Genomic DNA, 25,232 nt, shown 5'->3' with positions numbered 1-25,232 from the left:
AATGTAAAAAATACAATTAAACCTTTTGCAATTATTTAAGTCTTACTGATCTAACTAACCTAATTTTATGACCAAAATTTATTCATTTCTATTGTTTTTAGCTTTTGTTTACTCGGCAAATGCCCAAAATAATATCGTTATCAAAGGAACAGTGGTTGACATCAACACACAACTTCCTCTTGAACTTGCCACCGTTTATTTTACAACCGTAAAAGATTCAACAATGATTGAATATGCTACAACGGATAAAAACGGAAATTTTATTATCAATACTAAAAAGTATGAAAAACCAGTCTTCTTAAAAGTCAACTACACAGGATATCAGGCTTATTTCGAAGAACAAAAAGGACTTACAGAAAGTAAAGACTTCGGAAAAATATACATGATTGAAAATGCAAATGTTCTAAATGAAGTTATAGTAAAATCGGAAGCTCCACCAATTACAATCAAAAAAGATACTTTAGAATTTAATGCGCCTTCGTATAAAGTTCGCCCAGATGCGAATGTTGAAACTTTATTGAAGCAATTACCCGGATTTGATGTTGATAATTCTGGAAAAATCACAGTAAATGGTCGAGAAGTCAATCAAGTTTTGGTTAACGGAAAAGCATTTTTTGATAAAGATGGAGCCATTGCGATTAAAAATCTTCCAGCCGATATTATAAAGAAAGTCCAGGTTTCTGATTTTAAAACAAAAAAAGAAGAACTGGCAAAACAAGAATCGACTTCAGATTATTCGAGTATAAATATCACGATTGACGAAAAGAAAAATAAAGGATATTTTGGAAAAGTGCTCGGCGGATATGGTTCAGACGAACATTACGAAAGCAGTTTGATGATGAACTTCTTTAAAAATAAACAAAAAATCAGTGTTTTAGCTTCTTCAAATAATATCAACTCAACAGGTTTTTCCATGGATGAGGTTTTTGATAATATGGGAGGAGGAAGAAATTCAAAAGGAGGTCAAGGCGCAGGAAATGGCGGAAAAGGAATTACACAATCTACTTTGGCTGGAATCAATTATTCTGATGATTGGACGAAAGATTTGGAGTTTATGAGCAGTTATAATTTTACAAATGCCGTAACTAAAAATGATAGTAAATCGAATCAAGTTAGTTTTTTGCCAACAGGAAATATTATAACAGAAGCTGATTCTAAAACTAAAAATGAAAATACAGGAAACAATGCCAATTTTCAGTTAGAATACAAAATAGATCCAACTATGCGTCTTGTTGTGGCTCCAAATTTAAATCAGTCTAATTCGACAAATAATAATTCTTCGTTTACTTCTTCAGTAGATGAAAATGGTGAAGCGCTAAACGAAAGTACATCAACTTCTCATACAAAAGGATCTAATACAAATTTTGCTAACAGTATTAATTTCAATAAAGTATTCGAAAAGAAGTCGCGAAATCTGAGCATTGTTTTTAATAACAATAACTCTAAAAATGACTCGAACGGAATTAATATTTCTGAAACCATTTTTCATCAAGACGGGAAACCAAATGATGAAAGAAATCAGAACGCAAAAAACAATTCGAAAAGTGATTCTTACGCAATTGATTTAGAATATACAGAGCCAATTACAGATTCGCTTCGTGTTCGTTTTGGAACTGATTTCAATTGGCAGAATTCCATCAACGATCAAAAGACTTTTGATTTTGATGAAACTACAGATCAGTATTCAAATTTAAATGAATCTTTGACAAATTATACTTCATCAAAGCAAAATTCGATTACGCCTAAGGTTGGAGTTACTTTGCAGAAAAATAAATTTACGCTTAATTTAAATTCTAGAACTTCAATTGTAGAATTTGACAATCATTCTTTTTATCTAAATCAGGCAACAGATTTGAATAAAAGATATATGCTTCCGTATGGAAATGCTCAATTAAGATATAAATTCAATCGTTCGAAAAATTTGACTTTTAAATATGATTACTCTAATGCGCTTCCGTCAGCAACGCAATTAATGCCAGTCGCGAACTTGAACAATCCGTTGAATAGTGTAATTGGAAACCCAGATTTAAATCCGATCGAGAAAAATAGCGCTAGTGTAGATTTTAAAAATTTTGATTTTAGATCTCGTTCTGGTTATAGTGTTTATTTGAGAGGAGATTATTATAATAATGATGTTGTTTCGACTTCAATTTATGATGATAGCGGAAAAAGAAATACGACTTACGTGAATATCTCAGGAACTTATTCTGCTTCGATTGGAGGAAACTGGAATCAGCAAATTAAAAAAGATGCCCATACTTTAAGATATGGTTTGCGTTTGAGCGGTAATTATAATTTTGATAAAGGATTTACAAATGCCGTTTTATACAATGCAAAATCTATCGTAGTTACGCCAAGCGTTTATGCTTCTTATGATTATGGAGAAGTGCTTTCGATTGCGCCATCGTATAGTTTGTCTTACAATGAAACAAAATATGAAAACTCTTCGCGAGATGCAACTTCCAACGTAATTCACAGGATTAATTTGCAAACAACATCGTATTGGCCAGCTAATTTAATTTTCGGAAATGATTTTGGATATACTTATAATTCAAATATTTCAGATGATTTCAAAAAAGATTTCTTCCTTTGGAATACTAGTTTGTCTTATGGTTTTATGGATAAAAAATTATATGCTAAAGTGAAAGTGTATGACGTTTTAAACCAAAATCAAAGTGCTACAAGAACTATTTCGTCAACTTCTATTCGTGATGAAGAAAATACAGTTTTAAAGCGTTACGTAATGTTTTCTTTAGCTTATAAAATCGGAAACTTTTCTGAAGGTAAAAAGGCAAGAAGACAGAGAGGATCGTGATTTTTTTTAAAAGGTTCTAAGGATCTGAGAAGCTAAGGGACTAAGGTTTTTAGAATCAAAGACTCATAAAAAAATGGCAAATCAATTTTGATTTGCCGTTTTTTTATAGAAAAATCTAAAATCTAAAATCTAAAATCTAAAATCTAAAATCTAAAATCTAAAATCTAAAATCTAAAATCTAAAATCTAAAATCTAAAATCTAAAATCTAAAATCTAAAATCTAAAATCTAAAATCTAAAATCTAAAATTTCCGATTAATTCTATGATAAACAGTAAATCTAATAATATCACGATCATAGAAATCTACACCGCTGGAACGCCTTTGGAAATTCTTTAAATATCCCAATTCTAAACCAATATTTGGATTAAAATGATAACGCAAAGCAACATAAAAGCGATTTTGGTCGAAAGTATTGTTGCGGTTATCTTTTCCTTGATTAAATAAAATTTCATCAGAAATAGTTCCTTTTACACTTCGTTTTTCTTTTTCCCAAATCGTAAACATAGATTGCAAGCGATATCTAAATCGAAAAGCAAAAGAAAATTCATTTAAAAGTCCAGTTTTATCCGCTTTTTGAATGAAACGTTCTTCAATTTGAAAACGGTTATGAAAAGTAATCTTCGCAATATCATTTATAAAAGTAAGATCTTGCTGTGCTCGATATTCAGGAACAGAGAAATCAGGATCTACTTTTTCGCTCTGAGTATTGACGTGAAAATAAGCAAAACCAGCGCCAAAATCCATTATTTTATTGGCACGATAGCGCGCTTGCGATCTTATTACAAAAAGATTTTCGTGAACAGGATTTACAAAGCTTCGATTGTCAAATTCAGAATGAATCGCCCATTTTTCAGATAATGGAAAAATATTATAGTATCGAATCCAAGTTAATGTTTGTTGGTCGATATTCTTTTGATTTTGCCCATTAATAAATTGGCAAACAAGAATTATAATAAAAAGTAACCTAGAAGAAATATTCAATTGCGATAAATTCAAGCTGCGAATTTATGTAAATGATCTTATTTCTATTCATTTAAAAATTTGATTTGAAATCTTTTTTGTGATTTGAATAAAAAAAACGAGATGCATTTTAAAATGCATCTCGTTTAATACTAAACTAATTAACCACTTACAATGAATACTTAAGCGTAACACCGTAAGTTCTTTGATCACCTAATACACCAGCATATTGTCCTGTATTTCCTCCTGCAGGCAATAATTGCTCGTAGTAATCTTTATTTAAAAGGTTACGTCCCCAAAAGTGAACAGATAAACCTTGTGATGCACGGAAACCTAAACGAGCATTAAAAATAGCGTAACCTTGTACAACTAAATATTTTGAAGCTGAAGGGCTTGAAGAAAATTCAGAACGAGCATAAGAATCAAGAGCTAAGAAAATTTTTCCTGCATTTCCAAAGAATTTAGCACGATCAGAAAGTTCTCCTCCTAAAGATCCTGCCCATCTTGAAGCACCTGGCAAAGCAGATCCAGAAACATCTTTAAAAGATACTGGAGCTCCAGTTTCTTCTAACGGAAGCGGTGCATTAGTAAATTTCACATATTTACCATCTGTGTAAGTTGCTGCTCCATTTATTGTTAAGTGCTCACTGAACACAAAACTTGCATCTAATTCTACACCTCTTACACGAACTTTATCAGCATTTGCAAGATAACCTCTATTTACTCCTAATTCAGCTGCTTGAACGTTTGTCTGGAAATCTTTAATATCTGTATTGAAGAAAGCTATATTTAAAATTGAATTTTTGAACGGAGAAGTTTTTACTCCAAATTCATAATGATACACTTTTTCTGGTTTGATAACCGCAAGATCTAATAATGGTTGTCCAGCAGAATTTGTTGGAAGACCAGCAACATTTACACCAACAGGTTTGTAACTTTTTGCAAAAGTTCCGTAAGCATTGATTTTGTCTGAAGCCTTAAATGTAACTGTAATATTTCCAGAAAAATCCGTATTATCAATAGCAGAATCAAATGCCTGATCAGAGTAAACTGATTTTTTCAAAGCTAATAATGCAGGATCTGTTGTTTGCAAACCTCCATAAGTCGTACGAGCATAATGAGCATCTTTTTTATCAAAGTTATATCTTAAACCTGGTAAAACGTGAAGACGATCTGTAACAGCCCAATCAATTTGTCCAAATACCGCAGCACTAGAAGCTCTAATTCTTGCATCTGTTTTGATTCCGTAACCTTCAAAAAGCCCCGGAGTTTTCCATAAAGCGCTTGTTGAACTTTGAGCAAATCTCCATTGAGCGCTTCCAGATTCTTCTGTACCGTCAGTTTGTGATGTTTGGTCGATAAAGAATACTCCAGCAACACCGCTAATTTTAGATGTCAATTGACCAGCGTAACGAACTTCTTGTGTAATTTGTGTTTGTCTTGTTGGATTTTGAGATTTAGCCAAAACCTGCAATCCTGTAAAATCTCTATCATTTGATGGATCCCAGTTCCAGAATCTCCATGCAGTTGTAGAAGTTAATGTTCCCCCGCCAATTTTAGTGTCAACGTTTAAAGAGAAACCTCCCATATCTTGATTAGAGCGCCAAGGCGTGTCATGATCTATTTTACGATCAAAAGCATTCAAGCTTGGCAATTGATAATTTAGGTCTTTAATAATAGCATCAAATTGACGGTAAGCTGCTCTTTGCGTTGGCGCTACACCAGCAACAACCTGCGCATATCCATCAGGACGCTGTGTTGTAATATCTGCCGCAAAAATAACATTTGTATTTACGGTTGGAGTCCAAAGTAATTGACCTCTAATTCCTTGATTGTTTAAAGTATTTGTAGCTCTTCCCGTTGCAACATTATCAACTAAACCATCTCTTGAAGTTCCTGAAAAAGAGATTCTTCCGGCAACTTTATTTCCTAATGCACCAGTTAAAGAAGCTTTTGCTTGCAAGAAAGAATAATTTCCGTAGCTCACTTCAAAGTCGGCGCCTGAAGTAAAACTTGGTTTACGAGTTGTAATATTAAATGCCCCAGAAGTTGTGTTTTTTCCAAATAAAGAACCTTGCGGACCACGTAAAACCTCAATTTGTTCAACATCGATAAAATCAAGAGTAGTAGCGGCTGGACGAGCATAATAAACACCGTCAACATAGAATCCAACACCTGGATCAATTCCATCATTTGTTAATCCGAAAGGAGAACCTAAACTACGAATATTGATTCCTGTATTTCTTGGGTTTGAAGAATATAATTGTACAGAAGGAACTAATTCTTTAATACGGTTAACGTTGAAAGCTCCAGTTTGTTCTGCTTGTTTTCCTGTAATAACAGAAATCGCAATTGGAACATCTTGCACTTTTTCGATACGACGTCTTGAAGAAACTACCACTTCAACAAGTTCATTTTCTTCTTTAAGCGCAACTTGAATTGGATTTACTGGTATTGAATTCAGATCTAGTTCAACAGTTTTGTATCCAACATATTGAATTAAAAGAGTTAAGGGCAATCTTCCTTTAGAGTCGATAACAAATTTACCGCTATTGTCTGTAATTGCGCTGTTGGTTGTTCCTTTAATTACGACGTTTACAGCTTCGATAGGTGTGTTTTCTGTTGTTGTTACTACACCTTCAATGTTTTGTGCAAATGAGATAGAAAAGGTTAAAAAGAATAATATTGTAAGTATATTTTGTATTGATGTTTTCATTTTTATATTAAGTATATGTGATTAGTAGAGTTTAAAAGAAAAAAAATATTTTTTTAAATCAGCACATACACATCATAGATGAATTTCGTATTACAGAAGCGGAGAGTCTTCTTTGTTTGTTTTGCAAAATTTTTGATACACTTGATCGACTAAAATGTACTTTCATGTTAAAACTTTTGTAAATGGTTAGTTAATTATTTTTCTGCAAATATATATAATTAATTCTATCGATTTACTAGGGATTAGAAAATATTTTTTTATTTATTCACAAGTGAAGCTATTGTGATGCCTTCCATTGCCTTCAAAGTTTTGTCTCTAATTAACATTAAACCGTGACGCAGACTGCATTCAGACTCGGTTTTACAATCAGAGCAAGGCTCATAAAAATTTAAAGAAGCACACGGCAAAAGTGCAATTGCACCGTCAAATAATCGGTGAATTTCTGCCAAAGTAATGTCATTTTTGGATTTTATCAGATAATAACCGCCAAATTTTCCTTGTTTGCTGCTCACAAAACGACCGCGTTTTAGGTCTAATAAAATTTGCTCTAAAAACTTTTTAGGAATATTAGCTCCTTCAGCAATTTCCACCGTTCTGGAAATGTGATTTTCGTCTTGTTCTGCTAAATAAAGTAAGGCCTTAAGGGCGTATTTTGCTTTATGTGATAACATTTATTCCTTGTTAAATTTTACAATATTCTATTATTAATTCTTGTGCCGGTAAATACCCAAAATTAAACGCTTTTTTTAAATCTGCGCAATAATTTCCTTTTATTTTGAAATTAATGAAATAAAGTGCTCTATTAAAATAAGTTTCAGCATTTTCTGGCGCCAAATTTACTGCTGTATCAAAATCTGATAAGGCATCTTTTGCGTGTATCATCGCTTTAGAAACAGCTCTATTTTGAAAAGCATCAACAGATTTTGGATCAATTTTAATTACTTGGTCAAAATCTGCAATTGCTTCTTTATGCAAATTTAATTCTTTTCTCAATAATCCACGGTTTTGGTATGCCGCTGCATTGTCTGGTTTTAATGCAATACTTTTAGAATAATCTTCAATTGCACCTGTACGATTAAAAATTTTTCTATTAGCAAAAGCTCTATTAAAATAGGCTTTCTGCGAATTTCCATCTAATGCAATGCATGTTGAAAAATCGTTAATTGCATTTTGGTAATCTTTCAGTTTTAGAAATAAATTTCCTCTGCTGAAGTAGATATTAAAATCATTAGGATTTAATGAAACTGCTTTGTCATAATCAGAAATCGCATCGACTAAATCATCATTTAAGAAATGGTAATATCCTCTATAGTAATAATTCTCAGCATTTGGAGCGATAGCAATAGAAGCATTTAAATCTTCAATTACCTTATTGTTTTGTACTTTATCGGTTTCAAAATATTCCTGAGAATAAGAAGTGAAATAAGAACAAAGAATAAACAGATAAAAACTAACTTTCATAAGCAACAGAATCCTAAAAAGTGAAACAAATAAATTTACCAGCTTCCGCTAGAACCTCCTCCAGAGAATCCTCCGCCGCCAAATCCTCCACCGAAGCCACCGCCTCCGCCAAAACCACCGCCAGATGATCCTCCGCCGAAACCTCCAAATCCGCCTCCGCCGCTTCTTCCAAGATTACTCAGAATAATAACATCCAGAAGGCTTGGGCCGCCTCCACCGTTATTGCCAGAATTGCCGCCTCCGCCTCTTTTATTTCGAGAAAGTAGTATTAACACAATTACAACAATCACTATAAAAGGAAGTATAGGAAAATCTTTTTGTTTGGTTTGTTTGCGCTCGCCCTTATATTTGCCGGTAAACACGTCAAAAAGAGCATCGGCACCTTTGTCAAGTCCGCGATAATAACTCCCGGCTTTGAACTCAGGAATTATAATATTACGAATAATAGTTCCGCCAATACCTGCAGTTAATCTGTCTTCTAAACCATATCCAGGATTAATAGCAATTTTTCTTTCGGCTTTAGCCAATAAAATAATCACACCATTATCTTCTTTAGCTTGACCAAATCCCCAAGTTTGAGCCCATTTTGTGGCCAATTGACTAACGTCTTCTCCTTTTAAACTTTCAATTGTAATAACAACAATTTGAGTTGAGGTTGAATCTGAATAACGAATTAGTTTTTCTTCTAGCTGTGATTTTTCAGAAGCACTTAAAACGTTGGCATAATCGTAAACTGAAGTTTGAAAATCTGGTTTTTTAGGAATATCAAATTGTGCCAAAATGATATTGCAGGTAAAAAATGTGATAAACAAAAGAGTAAACTGAAAAATCCTTTTGGAATTTGAGATTTTAATTTTGGAATTTTTCATCATTTATCCTTTTGAGATTTCGTTAGATAATTCGTTAATATCATCTTCCAGAGATGGAAAATATTTTTTAAGCTGTTCTCCGGCATTTAGAATTCCGTCAACAATTCCTTGTTTAAAATTTCCAGATCTAAAATGATTGGTCATCACATCTTTGGTGCAATCCCAAAAATCATCAGACACCAAATCGTTAATTCCTTTATCGCCACAAATCACGAAGTTTTTATCTTCAACTGCAAAATAGAGTAGAACCCCATTTTGTAATTTAGTTTCATCCATTCGTAATTCATGAAAAACTTCTAAAGCTCTATCGTAATGAGCTTTAGAAGATGATTTTTCTATATGAACTCTAATTTCGCCAGAAGTATTATTTTCAGCCATGCGAATAGCTTCAACAATTTCTTGCTCTTCTTCTTTGGTTAAAAAATCTTCTACTTTTGACATGTGAATGATTTTAGAGTTAAGATTGTTGATTTTAGAATTTTACTTCAACTGGTTTGTCTGCACCTGTAGAAGCTTCAAAGTATGGTTTTTCTTTGTAATCTAAAAACCATTTGTTAGGAATTGAAAGAACATAACCGTTATAATCTTGAACCGATTCGTTAAATCGAGTTCTTGCAGTTAAAATTTGGTTTTCTGTACTAGCCAATTCATCTTGTAATTTCAAGAAATTTTCATTTGCTTTCAATGTCGGATATTGTTCAACAGAAACTAATAATCTTGATAAAGAAGAAGATACGCCACTCTGAGCTTGGTTAAATTCTTTTAATTGCTCTGGAGTAACATTGCTTGGATCAATTGTAACAGAAGTTGCTTTGGCACGTGCTTCTATAACGGCAGTCAAAGTTCCTTTTTCAAAATCAGCTGCTCCCTTTACCGTATTAACTAAATTTCCAATAAGATCATTACGTCTTTGGTAAGCTGTTTGTACATTTCCCCATTCTTTGTTAACTGCCTGACTTTTTTGCAAACCAGTATTTTTTATTCCAATTGACCAAAATGCGATGATAGCAATAAGTGCTATAATAATTCCTACAGGGATTAACCACTTTTTCATATTTGTTTTGATTTAAGTTTATTTCTATTTTAATTACAATTCGTTTTTAATGTCATTCAATTGCGTTTTAATCGACTCTAATTTACGTATTATTTCGAATTTATCTAACGTTTTCTTCTGACCTTCTTTTAAGTGTATTTTAGCGCCATCAAGCGTAAAACCTCTCTCTTTTACCAGATGATAAATCAATTGTAAATTAGTAATATCTTCTGGTGTGAACATTCTGTTTCCCTTTGCGTTTTTTTTGGGTTTTAGAATATCAAATTCGCTGTCCCAAAATCGTATCAAAGAGGCATTGACATTAAAAGCTTTGGCTACTTCGCCAATACTGTAATATCTTTTGTCTTTAGAAAGTTCAATATGCATGATTTGTTTTTTACTATTTTATTTCAAAAATACTATTTTTTGTAATATTAATCTAATGATTGATTTTCTTGGTTGGCCATTTGCGAAATCGCGACATATTCTACAGCCGAAATATTTCCGTAATAAAAATTCAGCGGATTGACCACTTTTCCATCTTTATGAACTTCATAATGACAATGCGGACCTTCAGACCTTCCTGTACTTCCAACATAACCAATTACATCACCACGTTTGACACGTTGTCCGGGTTTACAGTTGTATTTGCTTAAATGCGCATACAAACTTTCATATCCAAAACCATGCCTGATCACAATATGGTTTCCGTATCCAGAAGCGGTATTGTCTGCTCTTTCTACGACACCATCTCCCGTTGCGTAAATTGGAGCGCCTGTATTGGCGGTAAAGTCCATTCCGTTATGCATTTTTCGCACTTTCGTGAAAGGATCAATTCTATATCCAAAACCTGACGCGACGCGTTTTAAATTCTCATTTCGAACTGGCTGAATGGCAGGAATCGCTAATAATAAATTTTCTTTTGCTCCAGCCAATTTCAAAATATCATCTAAAGATTTCGATTGAATTGCCAATTGTTTTGTCAATTTGTCTACTCTTTTTGTCGTATTCAGAACCAATTGCGAATTATTGTAACCTTCTAATGCTTTATATTTTTCTGAGTTTCTAAAACCAGCTTTTCTAATAGAATCTGGAATTTCAGCTTTATTGAAATAAACTCTGTAAATATTGTTGTCACGCTCTTCTAATGCATCTGCAGCTTCGTCAATTTCGTCCAGTTTTTTATTTAGAATGGAATATTGAATCTTTAAATTTTCGATTTCGCGAGCTTGTAAACGATCTTTTGGGGTTTCGAAATAGGGTGTATTTATTAAAAGGACAAAAACTAAAAAACCAAACAGCGCCGAAGCGACTAAAAACAATAAGGCATAACCAATTTTTATTCTTTTTCGGGTTTTTATTTTCGTATACGCCAGATTTTCTGAGTCGTAATAATATTTTACTTTCGCCATATTTTAAAATACGCTATTTTTGCTCCCTGTAAAATAAGTTAGTCGAAAAAAATTGCAAAATGTTTCAGCAATCAGACGCTTTTTTTACAAGAAATAATGATTAGATATTGGGGACTATTTTATCATTAGATAATGCGCAAAATAGACAATTTATTGTTTATAATTTAAGTTTTTTAATTACATTATAAAAAACTTAACGCATCATCAAATGAATAAATTATCTAAATGGCTAATTTTCAAATCGACACATTAAACAGACACATTTTTCTAATTTAAATATGAAATCACAAGACGTACGTAAACAATTTTTAGATTTTTTTGAGAGTAAAGGGCACACTATTGTTCCTTCAGCTCCTATTGTACTTAAAGACGATCCAACCTTAATGTTCAATAACTCGGGAATGGCCCAGTTTAAAGAATTTTTCTTAGGTAATGGAACTCCAAAAAGTCCAAGAATAGCCGATACGCAAAAATGTCTTCGTGTTTCAGGAAAACATAATGATCTTGAAGAGGTGGGTATTGATACGTACCACCACACTATGTTTGAAATGTTAGGAAACTGGTCTTTTGGTGATTACTTCAAAAAAGAAGCAATTAACTGGGCTTGGGAATTATTGACAGAAGTTTATAAAATTCCTAAAGAGAATCTTTATGTTTCTGTTTTTGAGGGAAGTAAAGAAGATAATGTTCCGTTTGACCAAGAAGCTTGGGATATCTGGAAAACATTAATCGACGAAGACAGAATTATTTTAGGAAATAAAAAAGATAATTTCTGGGAAATGGGAGATCAAGGACCATGTGGACCTTGTTCTGAAATTCACGTTGATTTACGTTCTGCGGAAGAAAAAGCATTGGTTTCTGGAAAAAGTTTAGTAAACAATGATCACCCGCAAGTAGTTGAAATCTGGAATAATGTATTCATGGAATTTAACCGTAAAGCGGATGGTTCTCTAGAAAAACTTCCTGCTCAGCACGTAGATACAGGAATGGGATTTGAGCGTTTGTGCATGGCTTTGCAAGGAAAAACATCAAACTATGATACTGATGTTTTCATGCCTTTAATTAGAGAAATCGAAACAATTACAGGAGCAAAATATACCACTAATGACGTAACAGGCATTAGTGAAGAACAAAACAAAATGAATATTGCAATTCGTGTTGTGGCAGATCACGTTCGTGCTGTAGCATTTGCTATTGCTGACGGACAATTGCCTTCTAACACGGGTGCAGGATATGTTATTCGTAGAATTTTGCGTCGTGCAATTCGTTACGGATTTACTTTCTTAGGAACAAAAGAGCCATTTATTTTTAAATTGGTTGAAACTTTAAGCGAGCAAATGGGAGATTCTTTCCCAGAAATCAGAACGCAAAAAGCACTTTGTTCGAATGTAATTCGTGAAGAAGAAAACTCATTTCTAAAAACATTAGATCAAGGATTGATTCTTTTAGATGCTGTAATTTTAAATAACAATGGCGGTGATACTATTGATGGTAAAAAAGCATTTGAATTGTATGATACTTACGGTTTTCCAATCGATTTAACAGCTTTAATTCTTTCTGAAAGAGGATTGAAATTAGACGAAGCTGGATTCCAGGAACAATTGCAATTGCAAAAAGAAAGATCTCGTGCAGCTTCTAAAGTAACAGCAGGAGACTGGAATGTACTTGTAGAAGATGATATTCAGGAATTTGTTGGATATGACAGATTATCTCACCAAGTAAAAATCACGAAATATCGTAGAGTTGAAAGTGCAAAAGATGGTGAAATTTTCCAATTGGTTTTCAACGCAACTCCTTTTTATGGAGAAAGTGGAGGGCAAACTGGAGACAAAGGATATCTTGAAGTTCAAAATGGTGATATTGTTTATATTATCGATACGAAAAAAGAAAATAATCAAACAATACATTTAGCAAAATCGTTACCAGAAAATCTTACTGGAACTTTTAACGCTGTTGTAGATGCTTTGCAAAGAGCTAAAACCTCGTCAAATCACTCAGCTACACACTTGTTACACCAAGGTTTGCGTAAGATTTTAGGAACTCACATTGAACAAAAAGGTTCGATGGTAAGAAATGCTTCTTTACGTTTTGACTTTTCGCATTTTGCTAAAGTAACTGATGAAGAATTAGTTGAAGTAGAAAACTTCGTAAATGCAAGAATCCGAGAGAGTTTGCCATTAATCGAAAAAAGAGCAATTCCGAAAGAACAAGCGTTAGAAGATGGAGCAATTGCTTTGTTTGGAGAGAAATATGGAGATTTAGTCCGTACCATTAAATTCGGAGATTCTGTCGAATTATGCGGAGGAACTCACGTTGCAAATACATCTGATATCTGGCATTTTAAAATTATTTCTGAAGGAGCTGTTGCAGCAGGAATCAGAAGAATTGAAGCGATCACAAGTGAAGCTGCTAAAGAATATTTTGAATCTCAAGCAGTTTCTTTAAACGAAATTAAAGAAGCGCTTAAAAATGCTCAAGATCCAGTGAAATCGATTTTGGCTTTACAAGACGAAAATGCTCAGTTGAAAAAACAATTAGAAGCTTTATTAAAAGATAAAGCTAAAAACATGAAAGCTGATTTGGCTAAAGAATTGCAAGAAATCAATGGAGTTCAGTTTTTAGCAAAACAAGTTGATTTAAATCCAGAAGGAGCAAAAGATTTGGCTTACGAATTAGGAAATTCTCATAATAACCTATTTGTAGTTTTCGCTACAGCTCACGAAGGTAAACCAATGTTAACTTGTTATATTTCAAAAGAAATTGTGGCTGAGAAAAACCTAAACGCTGGACAAGTTGTTCGTGAATTAGGTAAATACATTCAAGGTGGTGGTGGAGGCCAACCTTTCTTCGCAACAGCAGGAGGTAAAAATGTTGACGGAATTGCTGAGGCTTTGGCTAAAGCGATTGATTTCGTGAAGTAATTAAAGATGCTAAGGTTCTAAGATACTAAGGGACTAAGTTTTTAGAATATTCAAACAATAAACCCAACAGATTTTTTAAATCTGTTGGGTTTTGTATTTATAGCATTTTGTCATTTCGACTGAAAGGAGAAATCACACGCGGAAATCCGCAAAGGAAGTCGCCAATCTTTGTCGATATACTAGTGTGATTTCTCCTTTCAGTCGAAATGACAAATAGTACGTTTAATTATTCGAATAAAAAACTTAGAACCTTAGCTTCTTAGTATCTTAGAACCTTTAGAAAAACTATTTACGCTCACCAATTTGCTGACGCCACATTGCATAATACAAGCCTTTCTCAACAATTAAATCTTCATGTTTACCTTGCTCGATGATTTTACCTTGTTCTAAAACAAAGATTCTATCAGCATGCATAACAGTCGATAAACGGTGGGCAATTAAAACTGTGATTCGGTTTTTGTCTGAAATATTTCTAATTGTAGCATTAATTTCTTCTTCAGTAATCGAATCCAAAGCTGAAGTTGCTTCGTCAAAAATCAATAAATTCGGATTTCTTAGAATAGCTCTTGCGATAGATAAACGTTGTTTTTCTCCACCAGAAACTTTGATTCCGCCTTCGCCAATTGTAGTGTTTAAACCATCTTCGGCACGTCTTAAAAGTTTATCGCAACTTGCACGTTTTAGAGCGTCGTATAAATCTTCGTCGGTTGCGTTTGGTTTTACAAATAATAAATTTTCACGAATTGTTCCTGAGAATAATTGTGCATCTTGCGTTACAAAACCTAATTGTTTTCTTAAATCGAGTAAATCAATATCTGTAGAATCAATATCATTGTAGAGAATTTCTCCCTCTGCAGGTGTGTACAAACCAACTAACAATTTAACCAAAGTTGTTTTACCAGAACCAGATGGCCCAACAAAAGCAACAGTTTGCCCTTGTTTAATTTCGAAATTGATATTTTCTACCGCTTTAAATTTAGCAGTTCTATGTTGAAAACTAACATTCGAAAAAAGCAATTTCTGTATAGCACCAACATGTTTTGGTGTTTTAGGTCGAAATTCTTTTGGTGCATTTAATAAGGTTTTAAAATTCTCCATTGAAACTTTGGTTTCATTCAAAGCAATAATAAAGTTTCCTAATTCTTGCAAAGGCCCAAAGATGAAAAAAGTAAAAAATACCATTGTCAATAAATCTCCGACAATTATTTTTCCTCCGAATAAGAAATAATACAATGCAAAAACCACACACGTTCTTAAAAAGTGAACGGTTGTACCTTGAATAAAACTCAAACTTCTTATAAACCGAATTTTTTGTAATTCTAATTGAAGAATTTTAAAAGTATTTAAATTAAGGCGTTTTTCTTCTTGATAGGTTAAACCAAGACTTTTTACCAATTCTATATTTCGTAAACTTTCGGTTGTAGAACCGGCAAGTGCATTGGTTTGGTTGACAATTTTTCTAGAAACGATTTTAATCTTTTTGCCTAAGTATAAACTCACCAAAGCAATAATTGGAGCTGTAATTAAAAAGATAATGGAAATTCTCAAATCAATTCGAGCTACATAAACGATTACGAAAATGAAACCAATAATAGTCTGGAAAATTAAAGAGATAGAAAGCGTAATTAGTTTTTCTGAATCAATTCTAACTTTTGTCAGTTTGCTTAAAGTTTCGCCGCTTCGCTGATCTTCAAATTCGGCATACGGAAGGTCAAGTGATTTTTTGATTCCGTCCGTGTACATTTGAGCACCGGTTCTCTGAATCACAACATTGGTAAAGTAATCCTGAAAATTTTTTGTAATTCTGGAAATCATTGCCGCACCAAGCGAAAGACCAAGCCAAAAAGCTAAAGATTTAATGAAACCTAATTCGTTTCCTTTATATTTTGAAAGCCCAACACCACAATCCTGCATTAATTTTCCTGTAATTACAGAATCTGATAAACTGAAACAGATGTTGATAGTAGCCATTATCAAAGCAAAAAATAAAAGCATTTTGTGTTTGATGATGTAAGTATATAATAATTTCATAAGTGATTTAAAAAAATGGAAGATGCAAAAGTAAGCAATTGTTTTAGTTTGTGGAGATGCTTTTTGTTATTAAAAATGTAAATTTTTTACAGATGAAGCTATAGTATAAATCTTGTTTTCTTTTTTTGTTAAATGGTATTTTTAAACTCATCAAACAATAAAAATTCTTTCTGAATAAAAGTTGTTTACTAATTTAGTTTTTAAATAAAGGCAATCCCTAATTGACTAATGGTTGATTGAGGGATTTTGTTGATCGAAAATGAGGATTAAACTGTATTTTTGAATAAAAAATTTTATGCAATTCAGAACCCAAATACCAATTTCAAAAAGTAATAATCCGATCGACTATAATTCGAAAATACTTTCTATTGGTTCTTGTTTTGCTGAAAACATGGCGGAGAAATTTGATTATTTTAAATTTCAAAATGAAACTAATCCGTTTGGAATTATATTTAACTCCGTTTCAATTGAGAAATTATTTAAAAGAGTTTGTAAACAAGAATTGTTTGAAGAAAAAGACGTTTTTTTTCATAATGAACGCTGGCATAGTTTTGACGTGCATTCCGATTTAAGTAATTCAGATAGGCAAGAATTGTTGGAAACATTAAATAAAGCTGTTTCAGAAACGAATAAAAAATTAAAAGAAGCGACTCATATTATAATCACCTTCGGAACTTCTTGGATTTATAGAAATATGGAAAGCGATGAAGTAGTCGCCAATTGTCATAAAGTACCTCAAAAACAATTTTCAAAAGAATTATTATCGGTTAATGAAATCCAAAAAAGTATTCAAAATACAATTGAATCTATCGAGGCCTTAAGCCCCAATATCAATTTCATTTTCACGATTTCTCCCGTTCGTCATATCAAAGATGGTTTTGTAGAAAATCAGTTAAGTAAATCGCATTTATTTACAGCTTTACATCAAGTTTTAAAAAGTCATAACTCAAAACTCAAAACTCATAACTATTTCCCGTCATACGAAATCATGATGGATGAACTTCGTGATTATCGTTTTTACAACGAAGATATGCTGCATCCGAACCAAATTGCAATCGATTATATTTGGAAACTTTTTAGTGAGAATTATATATCGCAAGATAGTTTTTCACTTATGCAGCAAGTTGATGAGATTCAGAAAAGTCTGCGCCACAGAAGTTTCAATCCAGAATCGGAGCAGCATCAAAAATTTCTCGCTAAGTTGCAGCAGAAAATTAGAATTTTAGAAAATAAGATTTCTCATATCAAATTCTAAGAAAAAAACTTCGTGCCTTAGTGCCTTTGTGGCACAAAAAACAACGATTTGCAGTAAAATTTTAGAATAATTCCTCATAATTATGTAAATTGTTAAGGTTTAAATTTTACATTTTTGTAAAATGTGTAACCTTGCTTTTTTCAGAAGCAATTAATCTAATCGATTTTATTGACGTATGAATAAGAAACCCGTTTACTTTCTTAAAAAAACTCTTCGTGTACTGCTTTGGTGCGTGGTTTCTGTAATTACATTATTATTGCTTATAATCATTTTAATTCAAGTTCCATCCGTTCAGAATTTCGTTAAAGATAAAGCGATAACTTACCTTGAAGGAAAGATAAAAACCAAAGTTGCATTAGAACATATTTCCATAAAATTTCCTAAAGATGTAGTTCTGGAAGGTTTTTATTTTGAAGATCAAAAGAAAGATACATTGCTGGCTGGTAATCGTTTAGAGGTCGATGTTGATCTTTTTAAACTCGTTAGCAGCGAACTAGAAATCAATTCGGTTTCGCTTGAAAACGTAAAAGCCAATATTTCTAGAAACAAAGACGGTGTTTTCAATTTTGATTACATCATAAAAGCATTCGAATCTAAAGAACCAAAAGTAGAAGATCCAAATGCAAAACCTTTTAAGATTTCGGTTGTAAAAGTAAATCTCGATCAAGTTAAATTCAACTTTAAAGATGATTTTGCTAAAAATGATATTCGCGTAAACCTGACGCATTTTGATACCAAATTCAAAGAATTTGATTTGGATAAAATGAACTTTAACATTCCAAATATTAATTTAAATGGGTTGAAAGTTGTTTTAGATCAAGATGTTGTGGAGAAAATTGCCGAAGTTTCGGTGAAAACTGTTGATACAATTTCGAAACGTCCAGATTTCAATTTAAATCTTGGAAAAGTGGCACTTTCTAAAATTGATATTTTATACGATAATAAAGATTCAAAACTTAATTCAGGAATTCGTTTAGGGAATCTGAATTTAGTTGCCAATAAAATTGATTTAAATAATCAGCTTTTAGATTTTGATACTTTCGAAATAAAAAATCTGAGCGGAAATCTCAGATTAGGAGCAAAAGACAAAGAAATTCAAACTCCAAAATTAGATTCAACTTCTATAAAACAAGCAGGTTGGAAAGTAAAATTAAACGAAACTAATCTAGAAAATATAGCGTTTAAATTTGATGATATGCAATCGAAACCTAAAACCAAAGGTTTAGATTATTCGCATTTAGATTTGAGTAAATTCAATTTCAAAGCCGAAAAATTATATTATGGAAATGATACCATTTCTGGAAATTTAAAAACATTAACCGTAAACGAAAAAAGCGGATTAGAAATTCAAGCTTTAAAAACAGATTTCTTTTATGGACCTAAAAATGCTTCTCTAAATAATTTGTATTTGAAAACGCCGCAAACGCTTGTACAAGATAAAGTTAAAGCAGAATATAAATCACTTGAATCACTTCAAAAAGATTTAGGAGATCTTGCTATTGATGCCAATTTAAAAGAGTCTAAAATTGGTTTCAAAGACATTTTATTGTTTGTGCCCGATTTACAAAATACAAATCCGTTTAAAAGTAATCCAAATGCGATTCTTTATGTCGACAGCCGTGTAAGCGGAAAAGTAAAAGATTTGAATATTTCGAAATTTGAAATGAGCGGAATTGGTTCTACAAAAGTTTCCCTTTCGGGGAAAATCGCTGGGTTGCCAGATGCACAAAAAGCGTATTACGATTTAAATATCAAAAAGATTTCGAGCACGGCAAAAGACATTAATATGTTTGTGCCAGCGGGAACAATTCCGAAGAATATTCAAATTCCTTCTCAAATAAGTTTGCAAGGAAAATTTAAAGGTTCGGTACAAAGTTTCAAAACCAATTTAGCTTTAAATAGCAGTTTCGGAAACGCAAAAGTTGATGTATTATTCGATCAAAGAATTAAAAAAAGAGAAAAATATGATGCAGAAGTTTATCTGCTAGATTTCGATTTGGGAAGATTAATTAAAAACGATTCGATCGGAAAAATTACGCTTAAAGCGAAAGTTAAAGGAATAGGATTAGACCCGAAAACGGCAAATGCAGCAATCGACGGTTTGGTACAAAAAGCAGTTTTTAATAGATACACTTACAAAGATTTAGCTTTAAAAGGAAATATCGAAAACGGCTCTTTTGCAGTAAAATCTGGAATGAAAGATCCAAATCTAAATTTTGATTTAACGGCTTCGGGCGATACAAAAGATAAATATCCGACCGTAAAATTGAAACTAAACTTGGATATTGCCGATTTAGAAAAACTCAATCTACACGCCGGCCCGATGAAACTTCGCGGAAATGTCGATGCCGATATTACAAATAGTAATCCTGATTATTTAAACGGAAAAGTATTTCTTTCGAATGTTCAAATTTTACAAGATAAAGAACCAATTGTTCTGGATTCGGTTCGCGTAATTGCTTTTGCAGATAATTCTCGAAATAATATCAAAGTTTCTTCTCAGTTTTTAAAAGCAGAAGTCGACGGAAAATATAAATTGACGACACTTGCTGCTGCGATGAAAAAATCTTTGTCGAAATATATCGACTTGAAAAATCCGAAAGCAAAAGGAGAATCAGACGAGCAAAGATTAGCTTTTACACTTACCGTAGACAATGATCCAATTTTGTTTAAATTGGTTCCGAAACTAACAGGTTTAGAGCCAATTAAAATTACAGGAAAATACAATAATGTAACAGATTCTTTGGAAGTTAGAGGAACAATTCCGAGAATTACTTACGGAGATAACACCATTTCTGACGGAAAAATCAATATAGAAGCCAAAGAAAATGCTTTAGAATATTCTATTTCTATTGCGACAATTGAAAGCGGTTCTTTAAAAATTCCGTTTACAAGTTTAAAAGGACAAGTTCAGAATAATATTTTAGATTATGCACTTGAAGTTCAAGATGCTAAACAAAAACAGCAATATTATATTGCGGGTGAATTTAAAGCGGAAGATTCTAAAAACATCTTAAAATTAGATGCCGAAAACTTTATCTTAAACTACGATAAATGGAATGTCGATCCAGAAAATGCTATCGAATTTGGAGAAAAACGACTTTACGTCAACAAGTTTAATCTGAATAATAACGGAAATGAATTAAAAGTTCAATCGCAAGGAACTCAAGATAATGCGCCATTGCAAGTCGATTTTGTAAACTTCAAAATCGAAACCATTATGAATATGGTTAAAAAAGACGAATTGTTAATGCAAGGTTTGATTAACGGAAATGCATTGGTAGAAAATGTAATGACGAATCCGACTTTTACATCCGATTTAAAAATTGATGATTTTACTTTTAAAGGAGATAAAGTTGGCGATTTAGAAATAAAAGTAGACAATAAAACGGCGAATACACTTGCTGCAAATGTAAGTTTAAGCGATGAAGGAAACGATCTTAAATTAACTGGCGATTATAAAATAGATGCTGGAACTTTTGATTTTGATGTCGATATTAATAAACTGAACATTAAAAGTATTCAAGGTTTTAGTATGGATAATATTACCGAAGGATCGGGATACTTATCTGGGAATTTTAATATTACTGGAAATACAGAAACGCCAAGAATTAACGGGGAACTTAATTTTAACGACGCTGCTTTTAGAGTAACTCAGCTGAATTCTTATTTTAAAATTGGAAAAGAAAAAATCACGTTTAATAACGAGACCATTTCATTTGATAAATTCTCTCTTTTTGATGAAAATGACAACGAATTGTACGTAAACGGAAATATAAAATCGGCAGATTTTAGAAAATACAACTTCGATTTACTGGTTGAAGCCGATAATTTTAGAGCCATTAATTCGAAAGCAAAAGACAACGATTTATTCTACGGAGATTTATTTTTAGATACAAAACTAAATATTAAAGGCGATTTGGATAGTCCAGTTGTCGACGGATCAATCAAAATCAATAAAGAAACCAAATTTACGGTTGTAATGCCGCAATCAGATCCTTCTATCGCAGATCGTGAAGGAATTGTAGAATTTGTAGATGAAGACAATGTATATCTCAAACAAACTGTAGATATGCAGAATAAATTGAATCAATCTGAAATAAAAGGAATGGATGTCAATGTCGCGATTTCTATTGATAAAGAAGCAGAATTAACTTTGCTGATTGATAAATCAAATGGCGATTATTTGAATTTAAAAGGAGAAGCAGAATTAGTTGGCGGAATCGATCAATCTGGAAAGACAACTTTGACAGGGAAATATGAGTTTTCGGATGGTTCTTATCAAATGAATTTCAACGGAATAAAAAGAAAATTCGATATCCAGAAAGGAAGTTTTATTACTTGGAATGGAGAACCGACAATGGCGACTTTAAATATTACGGCAATTTACAAAGTCAATACAGCTCCGATTGATTTGTTAGGAAATCAATTGAAAGGAGAATCTCAGACGGTTCAAAATACATACAAACAAAAACTTCCTTTTCAGACTTTACTGAAAATGAATGGAGAATTATTGAAACCAGAAATTTCATTCGGAATTGTACTTCCTGAAGGAAATTATAATGTTTCTTCGGATGTAGTAGAACTTACACAAGCAAAATTAAAACAGTTAGAACAAGATCCAGCAGAATTAAATAAACAGGTTTTCGCACTTTTATTATTGAACAGATTTGTGGGAGAAAATCCTTTTTCGAGCGAAAGTGGCGGTACAAACGCAGAATCTTTTGCCAGACAAAGTGTGAGCAAAATTCTTTCTCAGCAATTAAATAATCTTGCAGGAGATTTAATTACAGGATTTGAAGTTAATTTCGATTTAGAATCAACCGAAGATTACACAACTGGAACGATGCAAAACAGAACAGATCTGAATGTTGAAGTTTCTAAAAAATTACTAGACGATCGATTGAAAGTTACCGTTGGAAGCAGTTTTGGTGTTGAAGGCCAAGAACGTGCCAACGAAGAAAGCACCAATATTGCGGGAGATGTGGCTTTAGATTATCAATTAACAAAAGACGGACGTTATATGGTTCGTGCCTATCGTAAAAACCAATATCAGGTTGCGGTTGAAGGACAGGTTATAGAAACTGGAGTTGCTTTTGTAATTACAATGAGTTACAATAAATTCAGAGAACTTTTTCATCGTACAGAAGAAGAAAAGGAACTAATTAGAGAAGAAAAAATTCGTAAAGAGAAAGAAAAGCAAAAAAAGAAAGCGGATAAAGAAAAAGAAAAACTGCAGGAGAACGAAGATGAAAATCAAATTAAAGGAAATGAGCAAAAAACATAATCATATAAGAGCCTATTTTATAAAGTGTACGGCACTCCTTGCTTTATTTTTTGTTTTGGGATGCAGTAATACAAAATATCTTCCAGAAGGCGATTTGCTTTATACAGGCGGTTCGGTTACCATTAAAGATTCGATTATGAAAAAGAAAGATCGAAAAGCTTTAGAAACAGAACTAGAAGGCTTATTGCGTCCAAAACCGAACAAGCAGATTTTTGGTTTGCGACCAAAATTGTTGATTTATAATCTTGCTGGAGAACCCAAAAAAGACAAAGGAACGAGATATTGGTTACGAAATAAAGTAGGTGAAGCGCCAGTACTTTTCAGTCAAGTTGATTTAGATTATAATGTTTCGGTTTTGAGAAACTTTGCTGAAAATAGAGGTTATTTTAAAGTTAGAGTTAGTGCCGATTCAACTGTTAGAAATAAAAGAGTTAAGGCAGAATATACCGTTACGCCAAAAAAACAATACATTATAAAAAGTGTTATTTTTCCAGACGACTCTTTAAAAATGTCTAAAATTATTGCAAAAAGCCACAGAAGAAGTTTATTGAAAGTTGGAAATCCATACGATTTGGATGTTATTAAAGCGGAGAGAGAAAGAATCGACGCGCGATTAAAGGAGAAAGGATATTTTTATTTTAATCCAGATTATATTTTGGCAAAGGTTGATAGCAGTAAAGGAGATCACGAAGTTAAAATCAGACTGGTTATAAAAGATGATACGCCAGTTAAGGCTTTGACAGCTTATAAAATTGACAAGATTTTTGTCTATCCAAATTATTCCCTTACTAATGACAGCGCAGTTTATAGAAAAAGAAATATTACACAATATAAAGATTTTACCATAATTGATACCGCTGATACTTTTAAACCAAGAATTTACGACCGAACAATTTACTTTAAAAAAGGCGATGTTTACAATAGAAAAGATCATAATTTAACTTTAAATCGATTTGTAAATCTTGGAACTTTCAGTTTTGTGAAAAACGAATTTAAGTCTTCAGATTCTATTCCGAATGCTTTGGATTCTTATTATTATCTAACGCTTTTGCCTAAAAAATTTATCCGTGTTGAAGTAATCGGAAAAACCAATTCGGCAAGTTATACTGGAACGGAATTAAATTTAAACTGGAACAATCGAAACTTTTTTAAAGGAGCAGAATTATTTACTGCTTCGGTTTTTGGTGGTGCCGATTTTCAATTAGGCGGAGCCAATAAAGGCAAGAATATTTACAAGCTCGGAGGCGAAGTTAGTTTGACTTGGCCGCGATTTATTTCACCTTTCAATATAGAAGGAAACAGCGAATTTGTACCGAGAACAAAAGCGACAATACGTTATGAATATCAAAAAAGAACTCAATTATATGCCTTGAATTCTTTTAATACTTCTTTTGGTTATTTGTGGAAAGAAAACATTCGTAAAGAACACCAATTGAATGTGATTGACATTACTTATGTAAGTCCAAACCATGTTACAGAAGAATATCTCGCAGATATTCAAGAAGATCCTGCTTTGGAACGGGTAATTGAAAAACAATTGATTTTTGGTCCGACTTATAATTATACATACACCAATACGATGCAAAAACGTCGAAAAAACACCATCTATTTTAATGGCGAATTAGACTTAGCTGGAAACATTACAGGTTTGGTTACAGGAGCAGATTATCCTAATAATGTTAAAAATATATTTGATGTTCCTTTCAGCCAGTACGTAAAAATAAAGACGGATTTTAGACATTATCTAAAACTCGGAAAAGAAAGCGAATTGGCCAGCAGATTAATTGTGGGAGCTGGATTTGCATATGGAAATTCGAATGTGTTGCCAACTTCAAAACAGTTTGTTGTTGGAGGAACAAATAGTATTCGAGCTTTTAGAGCGCGAACTTTAGGTCCGGGAAGTTATGTTATTCCGCCGCCGACAAATAATAATTTTACTCCAGATCAGTCTGCCGATTTAAAGTTAGAATTCAATACAGAATATCGCGCTAAATTATTTAGCATAGTTAGAGGAGCTGTATTTATAGATGCCGGAAATATTTGGCTTCTTCACGCCGATCCTAATAAACCTGGAGCTGAAATCTCAAAAGATTTTATGAAAGAATTGGCTGTTGGAGCGGGAGCAGGTTTACGTTTCGATTTGTCATTTTTGGTTTTAAGAACAGATTTAGCCATTCCGTTAAGGAATCCAGCCTTGCCAGACGGACAAAGATGGGTTATTGATGATATTAATTTCGGAAGCAGTTCTTGGAGAAAAGACAATCTTATTTTGAATATTGCTATTGGATATCCGTTCTAAAATTTTTTGCCACGAATTACACTAATTTTCACGAATTCACTATGCTATATTTATTGATTAATTTCAATTTGAAATTCTATAAATTCAAAATTAAGTATTCAAAAAATTAGTGTAATTAGTGAAATTCGTGGCAGAAAAAACTAAAAAAAGAAGTAAATTGCTCTTAAATATT

Annotated in this window: 15 protein-coding genes; 5 read left to right on the top strand and 10 right to left on the bottom strand. The window is 32.6% G+C overall.

Annotation, left to right across the window (positions count from 1 at the left end; translation table 11 throughout):
• Positions 1–67 precede the first annotated feature (67 nt).
• Positions 68–2,815 carry an outer membrane beta-barrel protein gene (locus tag P0R33_RS08290; protein ID WP_276174994.1) on the top strand — a complete coding sequence of 916 codons (2,748 nt, stop codon included), beginning with the start codon at positions 68–70 and terminating at the stop codon, positions 2,813–2,815.
• Between the two features lie 241 nt (positions 2,816–3,056).
• Here the strand turns inward: P0R33_RS08290 and P0R33_RS08285 are convergent, their stop codons facing one another.
• From P0R33_RS08285 to P0R33_RS08245, 9 genes are all read right to left on the bottom strand, one after another.
• Entirely contained in the window at positions 3,057–3,812 is a 756-nt protein-coding gene (locus P0R33_RS08285) for a DUF2490 domain-containing protein (protein WP_276174993.1), read from the bottom strand.
• Positions 3,813–3,945: 133 nt separating this feature from the next.
• Positions 3,946–6,492 carry a TonB-dependent receptor gene (locus P0R33_RS08280; protein ID WP_276174992.1) on the bottom strand — a complete coding sequence of 849 codons (2,547 nt, stop codon included), beginning with the start codon at positions 6,490–6,492 and terminating at the stop codon, positions 3,946–3,948.
• A gap of 257 nt (positions 6,493–6,749) precedes the next feature.
• Positions 6,750–7,163, bottom strand: coding sequence for an Rrf2 family transcriptional regulator (locus P0R33_RS08275; RefSeq protein ID WP_276174991.1), 414 nt, complete (start codon positions 7,161–7,163; stop codon positions 6,750–6,752).
• A gap of 10 nt (positions 7,164–7,173) precedes the next feature.
• Positions 7,174–7,953, bottom strand: coding sequence for a tetratricopeptide repeat protein (locus tag P0R33_RS08270; protein WP_276174990.1), 780 nt, complete (start codon positions 7,951–7,953; stop codon positions 7,174–7,176).
• Positions 7,954–7,988: 35 nt separating this feature from the next.
• Positions 7,989–8,822: a TPM domain-containing protein gene (locus P0R33_RS08265; RefSeq protein ID WP_276174989.1), complete on the bottom strand. Its 834-nt coding sequence runs from the start codon at positions 8,820–8,822 to the stop codon at positions 7,989–7,991.
• A 3-nt stretch (positions 8,823–8,825) separates the two neighbouring features.
• On the bottom strand, positions 8,826–9,263 hold the full coding sequence (locus P0R33_RS08260; protein WP_276174988.1) for a TPM domain-containing protein: 438 nt from the start codon (positions 9,261–9,263) through the stop codon (positions 8,826–8,828).
• Between the two features lie 31 nt (positions 9,264–9,294).
• On the bottom strand, positions 9,295–9,876 hold the full coding sequence (locus P0R33_RS08255; RefSeq protein ID WP_276174987.1) for a LemA family protein: 582 nt from the start codon (positions 9,874–9,876) through the stop codon (positions 9,295–9,297).
• Between the two features lie 33 nt (positions 9,877–9,909).
• Positions 9,910–10,242: a MerR family transcriptional regulator gene (locus tag P0R33_RS08250; RefSeq protein WP_125722513.1), complete on the bottom strand. Its 333-nt coding sequence runs from the start codon at positions 10,240–10,242 to the stop codon at positions 9,910–9,912.
• Between the two features lie 47 nt (positions 10,243–10,289).
• Positions 10,290–11,267 carry a M23 family metallopeptidase gene (locus P0R33_RS08245; protein WP_276174986.1) on the bottom strand — a complete coding sequence of 326 codons (978 nt, stop codon included), beginning with the start codon at positions 11,265–11,267 and terminating at the stop codon, positions 10,290–10,292.
• Between the two features lie 278 nt (positions 11,268–11,545).
• Here P0R33_RS08245 and alaS point away from each other — a divergent pair, with 278 nt between their 5' ends.
• Entirely contained in the window at positions 11,546–14,188 is a 2,643-nt protein-coding gene (gene alaS / locus P0R33_RS08240) for an alanine--tRNA ligase (protein WP_276174985.1), read from the top strand.
• A gap of 285 nt (positions 14,189–14,473) precedes the next feature.
• On the opposite strand, the gene P0R33_RS08235 is transcribed toward alaS, so the two are convergent.
• A complete protein-coding gene (locus P0R33_RS08235; protein ID WP_276174984.1) occupies positions 14,474–16,219 on the bottom strand; it encodes an ABC transporter ATP-binding protein in 1,746 nt (581 codons plus the stop codon).
• 295 nt (positions 16,220–16,514) lie between these two features.
• Between P0R33_RS08235 and P0R33_RS08230 the strand changes: the two genes are divergently transcribed.
• The 3 genes from P0R33_RS08230 (at position 16,515) to P0R33_RS08220 (ending at position 25,060) form a co-directional block, all read left to right on the top strand.
• The gene (locus P0R33_RS08230; protein ID WP_276174983.1) at positions 16,515–17,474 is read left to right on the top strand and encodes a GSCFA domain-containing protein; all 960 of its coding nucleotides are present in this window, start codon (positions 16,515–16,517) and stop codon (positions 17,472–17,474) included.
• Positions 17,475–17,649: 175 nt separating this feature from the next.
• A complete protein-coding gene (locus P0R33_RS08225) occupies positions 17,650–22,761 on the top strand; it encodes a translocation/assembly module TamB (RefSeq protein WP_276174982.1) in 5,112 nt (1,703 codons plus the stop codon).
• The gene (locus tag P0R33_RS08220; protein ID WP_276174981.1) at positions 22,745–25,060 is read left to right on the top strand and encodes a BamA/TamA family outer membrane protein; all 2,316 of its coding nucleotides are present in this window, start codon (positions 22,745–22,747) and stop codon (positions 25,058–25,060) included. Before P0R33_RS08225 ends, P0R33_RS08220 begins: the two co-directional genes overlap by 17 nt.
• The last annotated feature ends 172 nt before the right edge of the window (positions 25,061–25,232 follow it).

The sequence above is a fragment of the Flavobacterium sp. YJ01 genome (assembly GCF_029320955.1).
GTDB lineage: Bacteria > Bacteroidota > Bacteroidia > Flavobacteriales > Flavobacteriaceae > Flavobacterium.
The sequence above is the reverse complement of the archived record's forward strand: the minus strand, read 5'-3'. Positions and strand labels throughout refer to the sequence as shown.

Excerpts from the sequence above, each read along its gene's own strand:
- P0R33_RS08290 (WP_276174994.1), top strand. The coding sequence starts at position 68 with ATGACCAAAATTTATTCATTTCTATTGTTTTTAGCTTTTGTTTACTCG.
- P0R33_RS08280 (WP_276174992.1), bottom strand. The coding sequence starts at position 6,492 with ATGAAAACATCAATACAAAATATACTTACAATATTATTCTTTTTAACC.
- P0R33_RS08275 (WP_276174991.1), bottom strand. The coding sequence starts at position 7,163 with ATGTTATCACATAAAGCAAAATACGCCCTTAAGGCCTTACTTTATTTA.
- P0R33_RS08270 (WP_276174990.1), bottom strand. The coding sequence starts at position 7,953 with ATGAAAGTTAGTTTTTATCTGTTTATTCTTTGTTCTTATTTCACTTCT.
- P0R33_RS08265 (WP_276174989.1), bottom strand. The coding sequence starts at position 8,822 with ATGAAAAATTCCAAAATTAAAATCTCAAATTCCAAAAGGATTTTTCAG.
- P0R33_RS08260 (WP_276174988.1), bottom strand. The coding sequence starts at position 9,263 with ATGTCAAAAGTAGAAGATTTTTTAACCAAAGAAGAAGAGCAAGAAATT.
- P0R33_RS08255 (WP_276174987.1), bottom strand. The coding sequence starts at position 9,876 with ATGAAAAAGTGGTTAATCCCTGTAGGAATTATTATAGCACTTATTGCT.
- P0R33_RS08250 (WP_125722513.1), bottom strand. The coding sequence starts at position 10,242 with ATGCATATTGAACTTTCTAAAGACAAAAGATATTACAGTATTGGCGAA.
- P0R33_RS08245 (WP_276174986.1), bottom strand. The coding sequence starts at position 11,267 with ATGGCGAAAGTAAAATATTATTACGACTCAGAAAATCTGGCGTATACG.
- alaS (WP_276174985.1), top strand. The coding sequence starts at position 11,546 with ATGAAATCACAAGACGTACGTAAACAATTTTTAGATTTTTTTGAGAGT.
- P0R33_RS08235 (WP_276174984.1), bottom strand. The coding sequence starts at position 16,219 with ATGAAATTATTATATACTTACATCATCAAACACAAAATGCTTTTATTT.
- P0R33_RS08230 (WP_276174983.1), top strand. The coding sequence starts at position 16,515 with ATGCAATTCAGAACCCAAATACCAATTTCAAAAAGTAATAATCCGATC.
- P0R33_RS08225 (WP_276174982.1), top strand. The coding sequence starts at position 17,650 with ATGAATAAGAAACCCGTTTACTTTCTTAAAAAAACTCTTCGTGTACTG.
- P0R33_RS08220 (WP_276174981.1), top strand. The coding sequence starts at position 22,745 with ATGAGCAAAAAACATAATCATATAAGAGCCTATTTTATAAAGTGTACG.